Source organism: Streptomyces sp. NPDC007088, assembly GCF_042869355.1.
In the GTDB taxonomy this organism is placed as follows: domain Bacteria; phylum Actinomycetota; class Actinomycetes; order Streptomycetales; family Streptomycetaceae; genus Streptomyces.
In genome coordinates this window covers 39,719-57,771 of record NZ_JBIAFO010000008.1, presented here as the reverse complement: position 1 = coordinate 57,771, position 18,053 = coordinate 39,719, and the positions used below count along the sequence as shown (strand labels likewise).

Below are 18,053 nucleotides of genomic sequence, written 5' to 3'. Positions count from 1 at the left end.
CCCGCGTCCCCTGCTGTCGGCTGTTGATTGGGTCACAGCCAGCCATCGGTGTCGTACGAATCCGTACGTGTCTGGCGTGATCTCATTCGATCTTGCTGGGGCTGTCGGACACTGCTGTAAAGTCGTTTTCCAGTTGGCGCGGGGGAGACAGGCGACCAACGACATGGCTGCTCAGGAAGCGGGCGGACCGACCGGCGCGATGGGACTGGAGGAGCTGCTAGCCCTCCCGGCAACGGTGAACATCACAACGGCCGGTCGCGCGCTGGGCATTGGCAGGGACAAGGCGTACGAACTGGTACGACGGGGCACGTTCCCTGTCAGGACGTTGCCCCTCGGGGGCACGGTCCGAGTTCCTACCGCTGAACTGTGGCGGGTGCTGGGCGTCGAGCCTCGCGCGGAGGTGAGTCCATGATCACGACATATGCACGATTCTGAGGTGTTCGTTGTTCTATCAGCACTGTGACCTATCTCGCTGGTAAATTAGTACATGTAGGGGGTCGGGTAGAGGGGTAGAAGATGCCAAGGCTCTACGGTTTTGAGGACATGGCGTACCAGCGCGTACGCGAGGCGGAGGCCGAGGGAATCCGGGCCGCCGCCTCGCGTCGTCGCGCGAGACAGGCGTTCGATGCGATCACGGATTGGATGACCGAGGCGGGCTACGTCACCACGCTGGGCAATCCGTTCAAGCCCGATGTTCTGGCCGGTGTGCTCTATCACCCGGCCATCGCCGGTTTGAGGGAGACCGAGGACGGCGAGCTGGTCGACAGCGGAGGTCCCCGGATCATCGAGGTCGATGAGTTCATGGAGATCCGTGCCATGAGGCCGGACAAGGAGCGTGCCGGCCAACGGGAGTACCTGCTGTCGGGGCCTCTCAGCGTGTGCGGCCTGTGCGGCACCACCCTGGGGGCGTCGCCGTCGAACGCTGGAGCCCGTGGGCACCGCTGCCCTCCGCCCACGAAGCAGCATCCGGACGGCTGCGGCAAGGTCCGCATCAACGCCGACCTGTACGAGACGTACGTATCGGAACAGGTCCTGGGCGAGCTGGCCAAGCCGGAGGTGGCGGAGCTGATCGGCGCTGCACGGGAGGAACTGCTCTCCCAGGCAGCCGACTTGGACAAGCAGGTCGCTTCGGCCCGCCGACGGCAGGAGAAGCTGGGTAAGGACTACGCCGCCGGATCGGGCATGTCGCTCCCGGCCTTCAAGGCGGCCGACAGGGAGCTGACGAGGCTGATCCGGGAGAAGTCCACGGAGGCCCGGCACCTGAAGCAGGTCGAGCACGTCCCCGTGGGCTCGGTCCCCGATCTCGTTCGCTGGTGGACGCACGCCCCGTTGAAGGCGAAGAAGGGGCTGGTCGTCCTGCTCCTGGAACAGATCGCTGTGTACCCGGCCGCGTCCAGGGGCTCGCGCACCGTGGACGCGGACCGGGTGGCCTTCACCTGGCGACAGTGGGACGCCGTTGAGCAGGGGCCGCGCTCCGCCTAGACGTTGAGGCTGGGGCGGGGCGCCACAGGCCGTCGGCTGTTTCTGAGGACGGCCATCGACAGCCCCGCCGCGATGCCCGTGATGGACAGCCCCGCGAGCGCCGGGCTGATTACGTTGTCAAGCGCCAGGGGCCAGGCGAAGCCGTTCTCGTACGCGAGGATGTAGCCGCCTCGGCTCACCGCGTACAGCGTCCCGAACGTTGCCCCGGCCGCCGTCACGGCCAGGCCGGCGGCAGCCGCGCGACCCTGCTGCCAGACACCGCGGGCGAGTCTGGTGGCGCGCATCGCCACTTCGGCCCCGGCCGCCGCGAAGAAGCCGAGGTACGTCATCAGGTAGGTGCGCACGTCGTTGAACTCGGCGTACGACGTGGACAGGTCGACGTCGAGGCGCGACGGGTTGGTGCGGCGGAACTGCCAGATGAGCAGGCCGGACACCACGACGACGAAGCCGACGCGACAGGCGATGTTGACGTCGTGCGGCAGGTCGCGGTACTCCCAGTCGATGATCATGACCTGGAGGCTCGCGCAGAAGATGATGGCCGCGATGTCCGAGATGAGAGAGGACAGTTCGGTCATCGTCGCCCGGTCCACGACCTCGGCCACAGCAGGGACCGCGAGCGTGGAACCGACGAAGCTGCTGCCCAGCGCCATGACGTGCGCGCGCCGCGCCGCGCGGAACACGTCGATGTTGCGTCTGCGCTGCGCGACGGCTCGACAGAGGGCGATGGCTGTGCTCAGCAATGTGAGCACGGAGCACAGGCCGAAGATCGGGCCGTCCACGTCAGCGTCCTTCCAGGTAGTCCGCTGCCCGCTCAGCGGCGTCGTGCAGGCTCAGACGGCGCGGTCGCCCCTCGCGGGGCTGGTCGACGCCGGGGGGAGGTGGGGGGATCGTCGGGACGTCTTCGGACAGTCCTCGTTGACGACGGATCTCCTGGAGCCGTGATCTGATTGCAAGAATGTCCTGCACTTCAAGACCCTGCATTAAACGCAGGACTTCGCGTGCCTCGGGTCTCGACACGAACACGGTGAGCGCCGTCAGGTCGTCCCACTCGGCCCCCTGTAGGAGGAAGGCGGCGGGAGCGCCGAGGGCGCTGGCCACCGAGCCGAGGGTGCCGGCAGTGGGGTTGCCGCTGGACCCGTTGAGCAGGCTGTTCACCTGACTGTGAGAGAGGGCGGGCCCGGACCCAGTTCGGGTGGCCTTGGAGATGTCCCGCGCACTGGGCGTGAAGCCGTCGCCGTCTCGGCGCAGCCTCAACAGGGCGAGGAGTTTCGCTCGAAGGCTCAGTGCCTGCCCGGTGTCGTGGGTGTCTGCCATGTCCGTCATCTCTGGCTGTGTCGTATGCTCCCGGCGGGTGTGACCGACCGGTAACAACCGCGAAGATCACACTACATCGCAGGTCGCGAGGGTTATAGGGTTTGTCGCACAGTTTCTCGGCGGAGCGACGACCGGTGAGCGGGCACCGGTTGCGCTCCCCTGCGCCTGCCAGTGGCGGGCGCCCCGAGGGAGTCGCATCAGGGCGGGCGGAGCGGCGCGCACGCCGTGCACGGGAGGAACCGCATTTCATGTCCGAGGTTGACGAGCGCCGGATTGCCGAGATTGCGAAGGAGGCCCCGCGGGTTCTGAGAGGCGTGCCGGGCAAGGCGGCGCGGGACGTCGCACGGAGGGCGGTCGAGGAGATGGCGTTCATGCGACGGGCGAAACGAGGTACCGGTGGCGGCGGGGGTGAGCCCTAACCCCGCGATGAGGGCGACAAGCCCTTGCCGATCGAGATAGGTGACATTCTTGATGAGCTGCTGTACGTTCTGTCGTGCCGGGCGGGTACAGCAGCCGCAGGAGCCCGCCTGGCAGCGTCGCGTGAGCGGCGTCCTTCCCTACTCCTCGCCGGGTGGCCGACCCCCCGCGCCCCGCCCGGCGAGGAGTCGGCCGTCCGGTGCGGTCGTCGGGGTGCGTGACGGGAGTCGGCCCGTCGTGACCGTTCGGTCGCGGCGGGCCCTCTCGCGTTCGCGCACCGAATGAGAAATACAAATGCGCCCCGAATTCATTTTCTGAATTCCTTTGAATTAAAAGAGTTCTGAACTTGCTTTGGCGGTATTCGCCATTAAGATATAAGTGTAAGAACAAAGGGAAACACCTTAACGGAAGGCGCGGGGAAATGACCGACACCAACAAGATTGAGTTCATCAACCTCAAGGTCAGCGAGATCGCTCCCAACCCGGAGCAGCCGAGGAAGTTCTTCTCGGAGGAGGCGCAGGACGAGCTGACCAACAGCATCAAGGCCAACGGCCTCCTCCAGCCGGTCGTCGTCCGGCCGGTCGAGGGCGCGAAGGTCCCCTACATGCTGATCGCGGGCGAGCGGCGCTGGCGCTCCTGCCAGGCGGCCGGCCTGGAGTTCATCCCGGCGAAGCTGGTCGAGGGGGCCACCGAGGAAGAGGCGTACGTCCTCAGCATCGCGGAGAACGTCAACCGCGCGGACATGACGATCATGGAGGAGGCCGGTGCGTATGCCGACCTCAAGGCGGCCGGGTGGGAGCCGGGCAAGATCGCCAAGCAGTTCGGGAAGACGGAGACGCACATCACCTGGCGGCTCGGCCTGCTGACCCTGCGGCCCGAGGTGGCCGAGATGGTCGACCAGAAGCAGATCAAGAGCAACTTGGCCTGGCACATCGCCCAGCTCAACCCGGCCAACCAGATGGTGGCGGCGATGCGCTACGTGCGCGGCGACTTCGACTCCGAGGCGGAGGCGCAGCACTTCGCCAACGGCCTCAAGATGATGGAGGCCCAGACCTCCCTGACCGGCGAGAAGGCCCCGACAGCCGAGGAGCAGGAGAAGCAGAAGAAGGCCAAGGCCAAGGCGAAGGACGGACTCGGCAAGGCCGAAGAGGTCCTGATCCCGCTGCTGGAGGAGCTGGCCGAGAAGAAGCCGGAGGACCTGGCCGTCATCCTCGGTGACGACCTCGCCCGCCACCTGCGGGTTGTCGGTCGCCTGTACGCCAAGGTCCAGATGGTGCGGAACCTGCTGTCCAAGGCGCAGGGCATACAGCGGGCTCAGGCCGAGGCGTTCAACAAGGCGGCTGTCGAGGTCCAGCAGGAGGCGGCGGCGAAGAAGCCCGAGGCCAAGCCGGAAGAGGCCGAGGCCGCGAAGCCCGCGCCCAAGCCGCGGCCGACGGCGAAGAAGGCGGCGGCCAAGCCTGAGGCGGCCCAGTCTGCGGCCGCCAAGCCCGCCGCCAAGCCCGCCGCCAAGCCTGCGGCGAAGACGGCCACGCCCGCCAAGCCCGCCGCCCGCCGGGCGCCCGCCAAGAAGGCCGACGCGGCGGCGAAGTAGGAAAGAGGAGGGGGCGCGGCGGAGCCCGCGCCCCCTCCTCCCCTTCCCGGAGGGCGGGGTGGGCGTAGCTGGAAGTTCCGGCTGCGCCCGCTTTCATGTGAATCCCTTTCCGTATCCATGTTCATGGAATTGCAATTGTCATAAGATATAAGTACGGGAAAGGGAAATTCCCTCCGAGAATGGAGATCTGGAAATGACAGAAAAGGAAACAGTCCCTGTGGACCTCTCTCAGGTCAGGCCGGAATACGTGGACTGGCAGTCCCACTCGGCCCACCCGGCGATCCGGCAGATCACGGACCACCTCTCCTCCCTCATGGCGGAAGCGCGGGAACTCGTACCCGGCCCTGCGTCGGAAGTGATCGGGGACGTCGAAGAGACCACGGCCTCCTCGTACGCCAACGAGACCAACCGGGTCATCCGGTTCACGGCCAACTGTGAGCAAGGCCCGGTGGAGTTCGACCTCATCGTCCAGTTGGCGGCCCGAACCCGCTACGTCTACACGGACGAGTAAACAGACTGGCCCGGACCCACAGGGACTTCCCGCGTGGGTCCGGCGCCCTCCGGCTCCCCGCTCCCGGACACGGGCGGGGCCGGCAAGCCCCCGGCCGCCAGCGTCACGCCACCACGGCCGGGGGGATCAGCAGTAAGGAAGGAAGCAAGAGTGCTCACCCTGTTCACCAACCGGATCCAGGAGTTCCAGCCCCCGCAAGGAGTGCCGGTGCGCATCACCCTGGGCGGCGTCCGGTTCAAGCTCCCCTATTCCCTCACCCACTCGGTGCGGGAGCTCGCGCCACGTCGCGACTACCTCCACGCGCCCGAGCCCGAGTTCACAAAGGCGTACCGCAGCGACCTCGATCAGCTCGGCCCCGAGCGGATCGCGGCGCGCCTCCAGCAGATCGCGGACGCCGAGGGCGACCACCGCCTGGTGCTGCTCTGCTTCGAGGACCTGGCCAAGCCGGGCCTGTGGTGCCACCGCCGGACGTTCGCGGCGTGGTGGAAGGACCGCACCGGGGACGACGTGCGGGAACTGTCCCCGATGGAGGACGACCACTACCAGCAGGGAACCTTGATGTGAGCGTCGGAACCGCGCTCCTGAGATAGGTGACATGATTCCAAGGGGCTGCGTGCTCCTGATGTAGGTTCCAGCGCAGCGCCCGGCCCGGCACCCCGCCGAGGCCGGGCGTTGTCGTTCGTTGGGAGGCGAAGATGTTCCAGGGCACCATCCCGGGCCCGATGCGCTCGATCGTGCGCGAGACGGCGAGCCTGTGGCCAAGCGGCCCGGTGTACGTCCCGTGCTGCGGGAACTTCACCATCGAACGGTCGCTGGCCGGCATGGGCTTCGGCCTCCACTCCTCCGACGTGTCCATCTACACCAGCGCGGTCGGCCGGTGGCTCACCCGGCAGCCGGTCGGCATCCGGCTCCGCGAGGAGAGCGCGGACGAACTCGGCTGGCTCGCGGACTCCTTGGACGACGGTGTCGGCACCGTGGCCACGCTCATGCTCGGCACACGGTTCCTGGCCAGCGTCGGCCGCGAAGGGCTGTGGCACGAGCGGGTGGTGCGCTCCTACCGGGAGCAGTGGAAGGCCAAGCACGCGGAGACCGTGGAGCGGCTGTCCGGCTCGGACGTCGAACTGGCCTCGTACGAGGTGGAGGACGTGCGCTCCTGGCTCCAGAAGGTCCCTGGCGACGCTCCCGTGTGCTCCTTCCCTCCCTTCTACGGCGGCGGCTACGAGAAGCTGTACGAGCCGCTGGAAGCTCACTTCACCTGGGACGCACCGCAGTACGAGCCGCTGTCGGACGACGACGTGGTCAGCGTGCTCGGCGCGATCACGGACCGGCCGTACTGGCTGACGGCCTCGAACCACAGCGTGCCCGAGCTTCAGCCGTACCTGCGCGGCGTGATCAAGGCGACGCCGCGCGCCGCTCCCTTCTACGTGTACGCCAGCGAGGCCCGGACGCGGATCGTCGCCCCGCGCCAGCCGATCGACCCGGTGAAGATCCCGCGCCTGCGCGAAGGCGAGGAACTGGTCGGCCCGCTCTCGCTCAGCCTGCTGAAGCCGGGCCAGTTCAACGCGCTGCGCTCCCGCTACCTCAACCCGAGGATCGCTCCGGGCGCGGCGAACCTGGCGGTCGCGGTGCGCGACGGCGGCGGGCGGCTGCTGGGCGTGTTCGCGATGGCCCCGAGCACGTTCACCCCGGACGAGGCGTACGTGCTCTCGGACTTCGCGGTCGCGCCGACGGACTACCCACGGTTGTCGAAGCTCATCGTGATGGCGGCCATGAGCGCCGAGACGCAGTTGCTGTGCCAGCGGGCGTTCTCGCGGCGCATCCGGCGGGTGGCGACGACCGCGTTCAGCAACAACCCGGTGTCGATGAAGTACCGCGGGCTGCTGCGGCTGAACAAGCGCAGCCCGTCGAACGAGGACGGCTGGCGATTCCAGCTCCAGTACCAGGGACCGATGGGCCAGCACACGCTGGCCGAAGCCCTTCAGATGTGGGTGAAGCGGTGGGGCGCCCCGACGACGAAGACGGGAGTCTGACCATGACCGAGTCCATTCCGCTTGCCCCGCCGCAGATGGTGCAGGGCGACCCGCGCACGCTGACGCTCCTCGACCACAACGCGAGGTTCCTGCCCCACGAGCAGTTCCGGCAGCTCGTCGCGAACATCGAGCGCGACGGGCACCTGACCTCGACGCCGCTGGTGTGGAACGACCGGGAGACGGGACGGCTGGTCGTCCTGTCCGGGAACCACCGCACGCTCGCCGCGGTCGAGGCCGGCCTGTCCACGATCTGGTGGATGCAGATAGACGAGCCGCTGCCCCGGCAGCGGCAGATCGCGCTCCAGCTCTCGCACAACGCGATTGCGGGTCAGGACGATCCGGCGATCCTCAAGGAGCTGTACGACGAGCTGGAGAACGTGGAGTGGCGGCAGTACACGGGCCTGGACGACAAGACGCTTGACCTGCTGGAGAAGGTGGACGTCGCCTCTCTGGGCGAGGCGAATCTCGACTTCGCGTCCGTGCAGTTCATGTTCCTGCCCGCCGAGCTGGAGCGCGCAGAGGCAGCGTTCGACGCGGCCCGCTCCACGGCGACGGCGGATGAGCGGTGGGTGGCCGGGCTGGAGCAGTACGAGCCGGTGCTCGATGCGCTGGAGACCTCCCGGGCCGCGTACAAGATCGGCAACTCCGCGACCGCGCTCGGGGTGATCCTCGCGGTGTTCGAGCGGCACCTGGGCGAGTTGGCCGAGGGCTGGTTCGACGCGGACACCGGGGAGCCGACGCGGGCGGGGACTGCGCCGCTGGAGTCGGTGTTCGGCGTGCGCGATCTGCCGGTGGAGACGGCGGCCGTCGTACGGGCCGCGATCGACCGGATGGTTCGGGATGGCACCGTGCCCGCCGACGAGCCGTGGCGGGCGCTGGAAGTCCTGGCCACCCAGAGCAACTAGACGGCCGTCGGCCAGGAGGTGAGCGGTGGCCGAGGGCACCGTGGAGCCCTGGGAACGGCAGAGCGGGGAGTCGCCCCAGGCGTTCGAGGCGTTCGCCGTGTACCGCGATCTCGGCCCGGCGCGCAGTGTCACGAAGGTGGCACGGGAGTTGGATAAATCCCGCGCGCTGGTGGGCCGGTGGTCGCGGCAGTTCGCATGGGTAATGCGGGCGATGGCGTACGACCGGGACCAGGACCGGGAGTTCCGTGCTGAGCTGGCGCAGGCGCAGCGGGATATCGCCCGCAGGCACGCGAAGTTGGCACAGGCTGCACAGAGCAAGGCCGTTGCCCGGTTGCAGACCCTCGACCCGCGGGAGCTGTCGCCTTCGGAGCTGCTGCGCTACATCCAGGTCGCCACCGAGATCGAGCGGCGCGCCGTGGGCGAGGCACCGGTGACCGGGCCCGCCGAGGACGGGGACCAGGGTGCGGACGTGGCCGGGCTGTCGGACGAGGATCGCCGGGCCCGGATGGAGCAGTTGCGCCGGGAGCTGGAGCGGCGGCTGTCGGAGGGCGGTTCGTGAGCCGGGGCCGGGCCAAGCGCGGCTTGGTCGAGGGGTTCGCGGACCCGTCGGTGATGAGCGAGGAGCAGCTTCGGGCCGAGGTCGCCGCGCTGGTGCGGGCCGATGAGGTGTCGGCGCGGCGGTGGGCGTGCGAGGTCCCGGACTGCGACGGGCTGCCCCATCCGGGGTGGCTGCACCACCATGCTCGTGCGGCGCAGCGGCGGCCGTTGTGGCTGTGGACGGTGTGGATGCTGCTCACGGGCCGTGGCTGGGGGAAGTCGCGGACGGCGGCGGAGGCGGTACGGGATTGGGCGAGGACGCCGGGGCAGCAGATCGCGGTGGTGGCGAAGAACGCCACGCTGGTGCGCGACATCTGCTTCGAGTCCCCCAAGAGCGGGTTGCTGTCGGTGTTCCCGCCGGAGGAGATCGTCAAGTACAAGTCCGGCTTGGGCGAGACGACGCTGTGGTTGACCAACGGGACCGTCATCAGGGGGTTCGGCGCGGAGACGCCGGACAACCTGCGCGGGTGGGCGTTCGACAAGGCGTGGCTGGACGAGTACGCGGCCTGGAACCGGATCGTGGCGCAGGCGGTCTACGACATGATCTGGTTCTGCCTGCGCGAGGCGGACGCTCCGCAGGTCGTGATCTCCACGACGCCGAAGCCGCTCCCTCACGTCAAGCGGCTCGTCGAGCGCGGCCGTGCGCAGGAGAAGAAGCACCGGGAAGGCGGTGCGCCGCCTCGGGTGGTGCTGACCCGCGGGCACATGCGGGAGAACGACGCGAACCTGAGCATGGCGGCCCGGGAGGAGCTGGAGGAGGAGTACGCCGGCACGCGCCTGGGACGGCAGGAGCTGTCCGGGGAGCTACTCGAGGACGTGGAGGGCGCGCTGTGGAAGGGCTGGATGCTGGAGGTCGAGGGCTTTAGGCCCCGCCCCGAGCACCTGCCCGACCTTCAGCGGGTTGTGGTGGCCGTGGACCCGGCGACCAAGAGCCACGAGAACGCCGACATGACGGCCTTCACCGTGGCCGGGCGCGGCTTCCCGGTGGAGTCGATGTTCGGGGACGACCGGCCGCGCGGGTATCTGCTGCACGCCGAGCAGGACCGGTACACGCCGACGCAGGCGATGAAGCGGGCCGCGCAGCTGTATCACGAGCACCGCGCGGACTGCGTGGTCATCGAGGCGAACAACGGCGGCGACTACCTGCCCGCGCTGCTGGAGCAGGTGGACCCGACGGTGAACTGGCGAATCGTTCATGCGACGCGGGGGAAGCGGGCGCGGGCGGCTCCGGCTGCGCAGTTGTACGAGCAGGCTCGGGTGTCGCACGTCGGTCCGGCGCGGGTGTTCGCTGAGTTGGAGGAGCAGATGACCACGTTCGTCGGTCAGGGTGAGACGGAGGACTCGCCGGACCTGTTGGACTCGGCGGTGTGGGCGTTGTGGGACCTGTTCCTCGATCCGGCGATGCCGCCTCCACGGGGCGGGAACGATCAGCGGTTGAGCGGTCGCCGGTGAGCTGGGTGCACCACATGCACTCCTTGGGGTTGTGGAGCGGCGAGCCGCTGAGCCAGTAGGCGCCGTTGAGTTGTGCGGTGGGCGCGGGTGGCGTGTCGGGGGCGTGGAGGGAGCGCATGTCGGGGTAACGACGAACGGCGTGGCGAGGAACGGGCGTTGTCACCGTGGGCGTGGGTGGTTCACCCGCTGTTGGGGTTGTTCTGGGGTTCGGGTTGCGTGCTGGCGGGGTGTGCGTCCGGACGCAAGCACATAGGGGTCATTCCTGCACGTAAGGGCATGATCTGGGTGTTTGGTTCCGCAACTTCTGGCAATTCTGAGGGAGTTCTCGGGAAACGCCCGCAAGTCTCGGCAATCGTCTTACGCCTGCTGTTACGCCTGGTCAGACTGCCGGTTGACTTGCCGTCTGAGACGAGGGGCGAATGGTGAACCGTGCTGCGATAGCGGGCGTGGTGTTGGTGGTGGTCGGGGCCTGGGCCGTCAGCGGCTGCTCGGAGGGTGGCCCCGCTCCGGCGGCGGAGGTGCCGTCGTACGGGCCGAGGCCGCCTGGGTACGTCGATCCGGTGACGGCGGCGAGTCGGCAGTTCAAGTGCTTGAAGGGCACGGAGTTCGACGCCCTCGAAGCGACGTTGACGACCACCCGCGTCGGTGATCCGGGCCGCGATGCACAGGAGATCGAGATCGGGGGCTGGGTGGTGGATGGCAAGCCCGAGCCGTCGCTGAAGCTGCGCCGCGCGTCCTGGAAGAGCGAGCTGAAGCCGATGGACGCCGAGTCGAAGCGCATCCTCACCGACCACAAGTGCCCGGTGACCTGGTGATGGCCGACGGCAGTACGGAGGCCAGGAAGGAGCTGACGAGGCGGCTCGACCGGATGCGCTCGGAGATGACCGCCACGGAGTGGGACCTGTCGGCGGGGCTGCTGCGGATGTGGGCGGTGCATGGCGGTGGGCGTATCCAGTTCCGGCTGGAGGCCGAGGACCGGCGCGTGTTCACCCCGGCGGTTCAGGCTGCGGTGCTGGAGGCGTGGGAGCTGGCACGGCCTGTGGTCAAGGAATCCGGCGGGGTGGCCGAGCTGCTGCTTCTGCTCGATCAGGTGGCCGGAGAGGCCGAGCGGGACGCGGCTGCACTGGAGGGTATCGCGCAGGTGAGCGGGATGGACGGGGACGCTTAGGCTGATGTGACGGCGCGGGGCCGAACTTCCTGGAGTGGACGTGGGCCTGCGCCAACTGGTGATCGACGCGTGGTCGTGGCTGAACTACAAGCCGGTGGTCGCTGAGGCCGGCCGCCCCGGTAGCCGCGCGTTTCCGGAACTGGCCAAGACGTGGATGCCATCGCACGAGTTGCGGCGGCTGGCCGCGTACAAGGTGTTGGCGTCGTACGACAACAACCAGGCCGGGCAGCTCGCGGCCTTCGGCGGCGATGAGAGCGCACTGGAGCGTCGGGAGCTGGGCGACGCGGCGAACCTCGTGGACACGGCGCTGGGCTACCTGCTCGGTTCGGAGCAGAAGGTCTCGGTTGAGGGCGCTGAGCACGCCGACGAACAGACGCCGACGCCGGGCGCGGCGGAGGCCGCCGCCGTGCAGAAGCGGCTGCGGGCGTGGGCGGACAAGGAGCTGCTGACGTTCCGGGTCCAGCAGGCCGAGCGGGCAGCGGTGCTCCTCGGGGACAGCGTGATGGTGCTGGCGTGGAACCCGGACAAGCAGCGGCCGACGCTCAGGGTGTACGACCCCGGGTTCTTCTTCCCGCAGTGGGACGACGACGCGGACGACGACTTCCCGACCCGGGTGCATCTGGCGTGGGAGCTGCCTGCGGACGACGACGCCGGACTCAAGGCGCGGGTCCGTCGGGTGACGTACGAGCTGGGCCCGATCTCCGAGGGAGACGAGGAGGGCTTGGCGGGGGCGCGGACATATCCGTGGGAGCCGGGCCGGGCGTCCAACGTGACGTGCTACCTCACGGACGCGGAGTGGCTGCTGGAGGACCTGAAGAACGGCGAGACGCTGGACCGGCTGCCGATGAGCAAGGCGAGCTTCCGGCTCGGCGCGGACGGCACGGAGCTGAACCGGCTCGACTTGCTGATCGACTTCGTGCCGGTGGTGCACATCGCGAACACCATCCCGGACGGCGGCGAGCACTGGGGCCGGTCCGTGCTCGCTCGGGTTCTACAGGCGCTCGATGAGCTGGCGGCCACGGACTCCGACGGCTCGGCGGCGTCCGCGACTACGGGCACGCCGATCATCGGTCTCGCCGGTGCGCGGCTGCCGGTGGACCGGGCGACGGGCAGGCCGCAGGAACTGGAGGTGAAGGCCGGGGCGGTGTGGCAGCTCGGTGAGACGGGACGGATGGATGCCCTGGACACGTCGCCGCAGTTGGCCGAGTTGCGGGCGCGGGTGGATCACCTGCTGGAGCGGATCGCCTCCAACTCGCGGGTGACGGCGGCCGGGCTGGGGACGCTGGACGCCACGGAGGTGCCGTCGGGGTACGCGTTGAAGTTGGCGCTGGGGCCGCTGGATGCGCTGATCGGCATGATGCGGCTGGCCAGGGAGCACAAGTACCGGCTGCTGTTCAAGATGGTGCAGAGGCTGTACCAGGCCGGGCGGGCAGAAGGCTGGACGGCCGGGGAAACGCTGCCGGCACGCCTGGCATGGGCGCCGCACACGCCGACCGACCGCGGGGCGGTGCTGGAGGAGGTCGTGAAGGCGTACGGGGCCGGGGTGCTGTCGCTGGAGACGGCGGTGACGATGCTGCTGGAGGCCGGGTACCCGATCAAGGACGCCTCGCAGGAGGTGGAGCGCATCCGGGCGAAGGCGCAGCAGGAGGCCGAGGTGCGGATGGCGGAGGCGGCTGCGCGGCGCGGGCGCGACGAGGATGAGGAGGACCAGGCAGACGACGCCGGTCCGGGCGCGGGCGAGGAGCGGAAGTCGGTGAAGAGGGAGAGCGAGCGGGAGCCGGTGGGCTCGGGCCGGTGACGCGGACGCCGGGGTGCGTGGGCGGGGAGTCAGCGCCAGATGCCGCGTGCGCGCATCAGCTCGATCTGGGGTTCGGTGACGTTCTCGCGGTACTCGGCGTGGTCGTACGGCGGTCGGTCGGCGTAGAGATTGGCCGGGTAGATGCGCTGGTCGTACAGGGCGCGGTACAGCTCGGTGCGCAGGTCCTTGGGCCAGTTCGTCCACGCGGCGGTGGTGCGCTGTCGGCGCAGGGCAGGCAGATCGATGGTGGCGGTGACGAACGAGGCGACGCCGCCGTGGTCGAGGTGGCCGACAGTGCGGCCGGCGTGGTCGGTGATCGTGGAACGGCCCCCGAAGAAGTCGACGCGCTGCCCGTCGCCGCCGGTGTAGGAGGCCGGGTTGGGGGCGAGGACGTACATGAGGTTGTCGAGGGCGCGGGCCCGGTTCTGGATGTCGAAGGCGTCGGAGGCGACGCCGGGCAGCGGGTAGCTGGTGCGGTAGGCGATCTCGCACCCGCTGAGAGCGAGACCGCGGGCGTTCTCCGGGTAGGACGCCTCGTTGGCCATCATGACGCCGAGGCGGCCGATGGCGGTGTCCGCGACGGGCCAGTAGGCGTCGGGGCCGTTGCCGTTCAGCTCGGTCCACTGGTCGAGGACGTCGTGCGGGCTGAGGCTGTGTTCCATCGGCGGTAGCGGGGTGAGCTTGTAGTGCCGCAGGACGATCGCGCCGGTCGGGGCGATGACGAAGCCGATGTTGAAGTACCGGTCGGGGAAGGCCGGGTGGAGGGCCTTGGCCTGCGCCATGATGTGGACGCCGAACTCGCGAGCCCAGCGGCTGAGTTCTTCGCTCTCCGCTCCGGGGAGGGTGATCGCGCAGGTGCGGGCGTAGGTGGCGTGGTCGAGGTCGTGGATCTCGTCGGTGAACCCCTGGAGCGCGCCTTCGGGCAGGGCGACCAGACGGACAGGGTGGTCCAGGCCGCCGAGGGCGACGGCGGTTCGGGTGAGCGAGTACAGGTGGTCCAGGTTGGTGGCGATGTCGTCGCGGTCCTGGATCTCGGTGATCTCCGGGATGAGTCCGACCGCGGTGTACGGGTTGATCGTCATGGGTGTGGCCTCCTTGTTCGACGCCATCCTGCGAGGGCAGTCGGACAACGGAAGTTGCGCCGGAGGGTATCGAGGTAGTCAGCGATGAGGGGGTGCCGGTGCAGGTTTCCAGGAGGGAATCATCCGAAGAGGGGCGTGTGCGGCTGTATGAGCAGGTGAGGGCAGTGCCGTACGCGACGGACGGTGCGCACGACGGTGAGTCGCTGCTCGTGGTCGGCCGTGGAGACTGCCTGGCGAAGGCCGGGTACTTGCTCGCTGGGCTCCGCGCACAGGGCTTGGTGGCACGCCCCGTTCGCTGGCTCTATCTGCTGCCGCCGAGACCCGACGAGGTGTACGGGCTCCGTTCTCGTGAGGACGTGCACACGGCAGTCGAAGTGTGGCTGGCGGGACGGTGGGTGATGGTGGACGCGACGTTCGATCCGCCTCTGGCGGCTGCGGGTTTCACCGTCGGACAGTGGGACGGGGCGACGGATACCGCTCCCGCCTGTGAGCCTGCCGGACCTTTGTGGCGTCCGGGTGAAGGACCGCCGCCTATGCCGAGAGGCCACGGGACGGGGCCCGACCCAGGAGGCCCCGCGTACCGCACCGCGTTCAATCGGTGGTTGCGCGATGTTCGGGCTGCGGGCGAAGCCTGAGCGGGGCGTGTCGGTAGTGGTGGCTACACTGATCGGCAGCGCGGGGGCGCGCTCTGGAGGAGATGCATGGTCCGGCCCCTGCCGCCTCGCCGTCCTGTCGGCCACCGCCGTGACGGACGGCCGATCTATCCCATCCTCGGTGCCTCCTCGGAGGACGAGACGAACGACCAGCTCGATGACGCCAACGACGACGGCGGGCAGGAGCAGCAGGTCACGTTCTCCCAGGACCGACTGGGCAAGATGCTCACCCGCGAGAAGGCCCAGGGCGAACGCGCGGCCATCAAGCGGCTGTTGAGCACACTCGGGTTCGACAATCCCAAGGCACTGACCGAGTTCGTGACCACGCAGCGGGAGGCCGAGCAGGCCGCGCTGTCGGAGATCGAACGCCGCGAACAGGCCGCGCAGGAGCGTGAGTTGCAGGCGGCGCGTCGGGAGGAGCTGGCCGCCGAGCGCGAGCGGGCGGCGCTTCGCCGGGCCGCGCTGGTCGCCCTCGGTGCCGAGGGCGATGACCTGGTGGACGCCGAGCGTCTGCTGGCCGTGGACGACGAAGACGCCGACGAGGCGCAGATCCAGTCGGCGGCCGAAGCCCTGCGTACCCGCCGTCCCGAGCTGTTCGGGGAGGTCCGTACCCCGGTGCCGGCGGCTCCCGCCGGTGCACCGGCCGGACGCGGCCCGACCCGTACGACGCCCGTGTCCAAGCCCGGCTCCGCAGGGCTGGAGATGGCCAAGCGCCGGGGCCTGATACCCGAGTTCAGCGACACAGCCGCCCGGTAGTTCCGGGCCCGCATCCAGGGGACCACGCCCCGCAACTTCGTGGACGTCACCGCCTCCGTGGGCGGTGTGCGGAAGTCACCGCAGCGTCCATGGAGACACGCACATGACCATCCAGCCCGTCTCGAAGTCCGAGTACACCACCGCCAATCGCGAGTGGCTGGCTTCCCTGCACGGCACCGACTCCGTCGACACCATCACCCTCGACCTGAACCTGTTCTGCGAGGGCACGCACTACGTGTGCGGCGACGGCTGCGACCCGTACGGCCGCGTCCTGTCCGGCGTGCCGGTCGGCCGCGTTGCGGAGTCCGGCCTCTACGGCCCGTACGACCCGGACGCCCACTGCGGCCGCCAGATCCTGCGCGGCTTCGTGATCGCTGAGGCCCCGTTCGCTCCGGGCCAGACCCGCGTCCCGGCCGCCCTCCTGTGGCACGGCGCGGTCAAGGCGTCGAAGGTCCCCGGCGGCATCGACGTGTCCCAGCTCGTGTGGCACCCGCGTGCCGCCCAGATCCGCTTCGTCTGAGCGGGGGCCTGAGCTGTGACGATTCAGGACCTCCTCAAGGACGTCTCGGTCATGGACCTGACGACGTTCGCCAGGGCGATCCCGTCCCCGAAGGACTTCCTCCTCACCCAGACGATCTTCCCGACCGTCGAGCTGCGCGAGGTGAAGTGGCGGACCAAGGACTCCGGCCGCTACGTCAACGTCGCCAAGTACCGGGCGTTCAACGCCTCCGTCCCGTTCGCGACCCGTGAGGCGTGGCAGACCTCCCGCGAGGGCGCGCTGCCTCCGCTGGGGCAGAAACTCGTCGTCTCCGAGCAGGAGCAGATCCTGCTGGAGGCGTCGCACGGCTCCGATCAGGACCGGCTGATCGAGCTGCTGTACGACGACGTGGAGCGGCATGTCGAAGCCATCCGCTCCCGGCTGGAGCTGGCCGCCGGCGACGTGCTCGCGGACGGCAAGTTCGAGCTGGAGCAGGAGAACGGGCTCACCCTCGAAGTCGACTGGGGCGTGCCGGTGGAGAACCGGCCGGTCGCCCGTATCCCGTGGTCGGACCCGGCCTCCGACCCGATCGCGGACGAACTGCGGTGGATTCAGCAGCTCGACGACATCGGCGCCCCGGAACCGGAGCTGGTGATCACGAGCCGGAAGGCGTTCTCGTACCTGGCGGCGAACAACGCGTACAGGGCGGCGTACTACGGGAGCGTGAGTCCGTCGACTACGCCGACGGCGACGCTCACCCCGCAGCAGATCAACGTGGTGCGCGGCAACTACTCGCTGCCGCCGATCACGTTCTACAAGGCGCAGGTCCGGGTCGACGGCAAGCCCCGCAAGGTGCTGCCCGAGGACCTGTGGATTCTGGTGCCACCGGAGCGGGAGAAGTGGGCGCAGACCATGTACGGGGTCACCGCCGAGGGCCTGGTCCTCTCGCGCGGCACGAACCCCGAGATCGTCCGCGAGGACGCGCCGGGCCTGATCATCACCCGAGGCGTCCAGGACGACCCCGTGCAGATCTACACCAAGGGCGCCGCGGTCGGGATGCCCGTCATGCACACCCCGGACGCCCACATCGTGGCGAAGGTCCTGTGATGGCGGGCCGCGGGCGGCTGAAGGCCGCGGTGTACGTACAGGACCCGTCCTCGCGGGAGGAGCTGATCCTGCTGCCGGGCGAGTGCCCGGACCAGGAGGTGGCCGTGCTGATCACCAACCCGGACGCGTGGGAAGAACTGCCGGAGGACGGCGACGAGCTGGTTTCGGTCGAGAAGTCGGAGCAGTCAGCCGACGAGGCCGACGGTCAGGAGGCGGCGGCCGGCGGGGGCGGCGCGAAGAAGTCCGCGTCATCGAGGCGGGGCGGAGGCCGGTCGGCGTCCGCGTCGTCGTGACGAACTCGAGGCGGCCCGCTGCCGGGGACAGCCCGGTGGCGGGCCGCGCCGCGTGGAAGGAGTAGCGGGTGGACGAGTTCCAGCGGTCGTGGCTGCTCGCGCAGCTCGGGCCGGACACCGATCCGGCCGACCTGGAGCGCCGCTACTTCCGGCTGCGGTCGGTGCGCGCGGTGGCGCTGGAGGTACTGGGCGAGCGGCGCGCGAAGCTCCTCGCGGACCCGCTGAAGGTCACCGTCGACGGGGTCGTGACGATGGACCTCCAGGAGAACCTTCGCGGGATCGAGAGACAGATCGAAGGAGTACGGCAGAGCCCGGCTCCTGACGAGCCAGGAGAGGGTGACGAGGCGGAGGACGCGGTGACGATCCTGGCGACCACGCAACTGGTTCCCGTCCGTCGCTACCGCTAGGCGCAGGGCCGG

General features: G+C 69.2%; 20 protein-coding genes. 17 read left to right on the top strand and 3 right to left on the bottom strand.

All coding sequences use genetic code 11. The features are described 5' to 3' along the window. Positions 1-516 precede the first annotated feature (516 nt). Positions 517-1,482 carry a zinc ribbon domain-containing protein gene (locus tag ACFYMP_RS14830; RefSeq protein WP_388856159.1) on the top strand — a complete coding sequence of 322 codons (966 nt, stop codon included), beginning with the start codon at positions 517-519 and terminating at the stop codon, positions 1,480-1,482. Here the strand turns inward: ACFYMP_RS14830 and ACFYMP_RS14825 are convergent. Then, entirely contained in the window at positions 1,479-2,261 is a 783-nt protein-coding gene (locus tag ACFYMP_RS14825; protein ID WP_093542764.1) for a hypothetical protein, read from the bottom strand. The two genes, ACFYMP_RS14830 and ACFYMP_RS14825, sit on opposite strands and share 4 nt — an antisense overlap. A gap of 1 nt (position 2,262) precedes the next feature. Beyond that, on the bottom strand, positions 2,263-2,796 hold the full coding sequence (locus ACFYMP_RS14820; protein ID WP_141718436.1) for a hypothetical protein: 534 nt from the start codon (positions 2,794-2,796) through the stop codon (positions 2,263-2,265). 838 nt (positions 2,797-3,634) lie between these two features. On the opposite strand from ACFYMP_RS14820, the gene ACFYMP_RS14815 reads away from it, so the two are divergent. The 10 genes from ACFYMP_RS14815 to ACFYMP_RS14770 all read left to right on the top strand — a co-directional run bounded on the left by ACFYMP_RS14815 (position 3,635) and on the right by ACFYMP_RS14770 (position 13,265). Then, positions 3,635-4,804 carry a ParB/RepB/Spo0J family partition protein gene (locus ACFYMP_RS14815; RefSeq protein WP_093542768.1) on the top strand — a complete coding sequence of 390 codons (1,170 nt, stop codon included), beginning with the start codon at positions 3,635-3,637 and terminating at the stop codon, positions 4,802-4,804. A 217-nt stretch (positions 4,805-5,021) separates the two neighbouring features. Then, a complete protein-coding gene (locus ACFYMP_RS14810; protein ID WP_093542770.1) occupies positions 5,022-5,315 on the top strand; it encodes a hypothetical protein in 294 nt (97 codons plus the stop codon). A gap of 150 nt (positions 5,316-5,465) precedes the next feature. Further along, positions 5,466-5,879 (top strand): hypothetical protein, encoded by a 414-nt coding sequence (locus ACFYMP_RS14805; protein ID WP_093542772.1) that lies wholly within the window; start codon positions 5,466-5,468, stop codon positions 5,877-5,879. Positions 5,880-6,010: 131 nt separating this feature from the next. Then, positions 6,011-7,345 carry a hypothetical protein gene (locus tag ACFYMP_RS14800; protein WP_093542774.1) on the top strand — a complete coding sequence of 445 codons (1,335 nt, stop codon included), beginning with the start codon at positions 6,011-6,013 and terminating at the stop codon, positions 7,343-7,345. A 2-nt stretch (positions 7,346-7,347) separates the two neighbouring features. After that, positions 7,348-8,250 carry a ParB/Srx family N-terminal domain-containing protein gene (locus ACFYMP_RS14795; RefSeq protein WP_093542776.1) on the top strand — a complete coding sequence of 301 codons (903 nt, stop codon included), beginning with the start codon at positions 7,348-7,350 and terminating at the stop codon, positions 8,248-8,250. Between the two features lie 25 nt (positions 8,251-8,275). Next, on the top strand, positions 8,276-8,809 hold the full coding sequence (locus ACFYMP_RS14790) for a hypothetical protein (protein ID WP_093542778.1): 534 nt from the start codon (positions 8,276-8,278) through the stop codon (positions 8,807-8,809). Beyond that, positions 8,806-10,299 carry a terminase large subunit domain-containing protein gene (locus ACFYMP_RS14785; protein WP_093542780.1) on the top strand — a complete coding sequence of 498 codons (1,494 nt, stop codon included), beginning with the start codon at positions 8,806-8,808 and terminating at the stop codon, positions 10,297-10,299. The genes ACFYMP_RS14790 and ACFYMP_RS14785 overlap by 4 nt, the downstream gene beginning before the upstream one ends. 446 nt (positions 10,300-10,745) lie before the next feature. Next, a complete protein-coding gene (locus tag ACFYMP_RS14780) occupies positions 10,746-11,114 on the top strand; it encodes a hypothetical protein (RefSeq protein WP_388856151.1) in 369 nt (122 codons plus the stop codon). After that, a complete protein-coding gene (locus ACFYMP_RS14775; RefSeq protein ID WP_093542784.1) occupies positions 11,096-11,467 on the top strand; it encodes a hypothetical protein in 372 nt (123 codons plus the stop codon). Before ACFYMP_RS14780 ends, ACFYMP_RS14775 begins: the two co-directional genes overlap by 19 nt. A 40-nt stretch (positions 11,468-11,507) precedes the next feature. Further along, positions 11,508-13,265, top strand: a complete 1,758-nt coding sequence (locus tag ACFYMP_RS14770; protein ID WP_388856146.1) for a hypothetical protein — start codon at positions 11,508-11,510, stop codon at positions 13,263-13,265. A 29-nt stretch (positions 13,266-13,294) separates the two neighbouring features. On the opposite strand, the gene ACFYMP_RS14765 is transcribed toward ACFYMP_RS14770, so the two are convergent. Next, complete coding sequence (locus ACFYMP_RS14765; protein ID WP_093542788.1) at positions 13,295-14,347, bottom strand: nitrilase-related carbon-nitrogen hydrolase; 1,053 nt, start codon at positions 14,345-14,347, stop codon at positions 13,295-13,297. 2 nt (positions 14,348-14,349) lie between these two features. Here ACFYMP_RS14765 and ACFYMP_RS14760 point away from each other — a divergent pair, with 2 nt between their 5' ends. The 6 genes from ACFYMP_RS14760 (at position 14,350) to ACFYMP_RS14735 (ending at position 18,041) form a co-directional block, all read left to right on the top strand. After that, positions 14,350-14,982, top strand: a complete 633-nt coding sequence (locus ACFYMP_RS14760) for a transglutaminase domain-containing protein (protein WP_388856142.1) — start codon at positions 14,350-14,352, stop codon at positions 14,980-14,982. 66 nt (positions 14,983-15,048) lie between these two features. Further along, the gene (locus ACFYMP_RS14755) at positions 15,049-15,756 is read left to right on the top strand and encodes a hypothetical protein (RefSeq protein ID WP_093542792.1); all 708 of its coding nucleotides are present in this window, start codon (positions 15,049-15,051) and stop codon (positions 15,754-15,756) included. A 103-nt stretch (positions 15,757-15,859) separates the two neighbouring features. Next, positions 15,860-16,276, top strand: coding sequence for a K structural protein (locus tag ACFYMP_RS14750; RefSeq protein ID WP_093542794.1), 417 nt, complete (start codon positions 15,860-15,862; stop codon positions 16,274-16,276). Positions 16,277-16,291: 15 nt separating this feature from the next. Then, complete coding sequence (locus ACFYMP_RS14745) at positions 16,292-17,341, top strand: major capsid protein (RefSeq protein ID WP_093542796.1); 1,050 nt, start codon at positions 16,292-16,294, stop codon at positions 17,339-17,341. Next, positions 17,341-17,634, top strand: a complete 294-nt coding sequence (locus tag ACFYMP_RS14740) for a hypothetical protein (protein WP_093542797.1) — start codon at positions 17,341-17,343, stop codon at positions 17,632-17,634. Before ACFYMP_RS14745 ends, ACFYMP_RS14740 begins: the two co-directional genes overlap by 1 nt. Positions 17,635-17,702: 68 nt before the next feature. After that, a complete protein-coding gene (locus ACFYMP_RS14735) occupies positions 17,703-18,041 on the top strand; it encodes a hypothetical protein (protein ID WP_093542799.1) in 339 nt (112 codons plus the stop codon). The last annotated feature ends 12 nt before the right edge of the window (positions 18,042-18,053 follow it).